The 1,405-nt window shown below is 71.4% G+C and carries 2 protein-coding genes; both read left to right on the top strand.

The genetic code is table 11. The features are described 5' to 3' along the window. On the top strand, positions 1-970 hold a 970-nt coding region (locus tag AC1DOC_RS33580; protein WP_478131558.1), incomplete at its 5' end, for a glycosyltransferase. Positions 971-987: 17 nt separating this feature from the next. Next, the gene (locus AC1DOC_RS33575) at positions 988-1,197 is read left to right on the top strand and encodes an MbtH family protein (RefSeq protein WP_412511573.1); all 210 of its coding nucleotides are present in this window, start codon (positions 988-990) and stop codon (positions 1,195-1,197) included. Positions 1,198-1,405: the final 208 nt, after the last annotated feature.

The raw sequence follows: 1,405 nt of genomic DNA, 5'->3' as shown, positions 1-1,405 counted from the left end.
CTGCGGCACCTTCCCGCTGCTGCTCGGGCCGCGCGACAGGCGTCCGGCCGTCGTCGCCATCGGCATCTCGGCGCTGCCGCTGTCCAGCTGCGACACCGCCTTCTTCGGCACCGCGCTGCCGCCGTCGAGCACGCCGGAAGGGCGCGCGCGCAACCGTGCGATGAATGCCAACCTCAAGCAGGCGATGTTTGGCGAAGTGCAGCGCCACTTCGACGGCTTGCTGGCGCGCTCGGGTTCGCCCGCGCTGCCGGAATTCTTCGTCGATGCGATGGTCAAGCTGCCGGACCTGTACCTGCAGCTCACGGCGCCTTCCTTCGAATACCCGCGCAGCGACCTGCCCGCATCGGTGCGCTTCGTCGGGCCGCTGCTCGCCCCCGCGAGCCGCGGCTTCACGCCGCCCGACTGGTGGCCCGAGCTGGACGACGGCCGCTCGGTCGTGCTGGTGACGCAGGGCACGCTGGCCAACCAGAACCCGGCGCAACTGATCGGCCCGGCGCTGCAGGCGCTGGCAGGCGACAGCAACGTCCTCGCCATCGCCACCACCGGCGGCCCGGTGCCGCCTGCGCTGGCTGCGAACCTGCCCGCCAATGCGCGCGTGCTGCCGTTCTTGCCCTACGACCGGCTGCTGCCCAAGGTGCATGCGATGGTCACCAACGGCGGCTACGGCTCGGTCAACCATGCACTGAGCCTCGGCGTGCCGCTGGTGGTGGCCGGCACCAGCGAAGAGAAACCCGAGATCGCCGCGCGCGTGGCCTGGTCGGGCGCGGGCATCAACCTGGGCACCGGCCAGCCGGGCGCGCGCCAGATCGGCGACGCCGTGCGCAAGGTGCTGGGCGAGTCCAACTATCGGCAGCGCGCGGCCGCATTGCGCGAGGATTTCGCGCGCCATCAGGCGCTCGCCGGCATCGCCGAGGCGCTGGCGGCGCTGCGCCGCACCACCACAACCCCCGCATCCGCGGCCATGGCCTGAACCCCGAGGAAATCGACATGAGCAACCCGTTCGACGACAAGAGCGCCAGCTTCCTGGTGCTGCTGAACCACGAGGGCCAGCACTCGCTGTGGCCCGCCTTCATCGCCGTGCCCGCCGGCTGGCAGGTGGCGCTGGCAGCGACCGACCGGGCCGCCTGCAATGCCTTCATCGATGCGAACTGGGTCGACATGCGGCCGCGCTCGCTGGCGGCGGCGGGCGGCGGCTGACGGTACCCGGCGCTCGCCACCATGGGCGCGCTCAGGCCCATGGCCCGGGAATTGCTCTCGCTCTCCAGGGTTTCCCCCTAGGCCGCATACCCGCGTCCACATACGCAATATGGCGCCTGCGGTATGTGGGCAGGGGCACAAGCGGCTAACGTCCAGGCTTGGCCGGGAAACCGAGCCGCCCACGAGGGGAAACCGAGCCGCCCACGAG

The sequence above is a fragment of the Variovorax sp. 01T439_2 genome, assembly GCF_056398445.1.
Note: the sequence above shows the minus strand (reverse complement) of the source record. Positions and strands in the feature narration are given on the sequence as shown.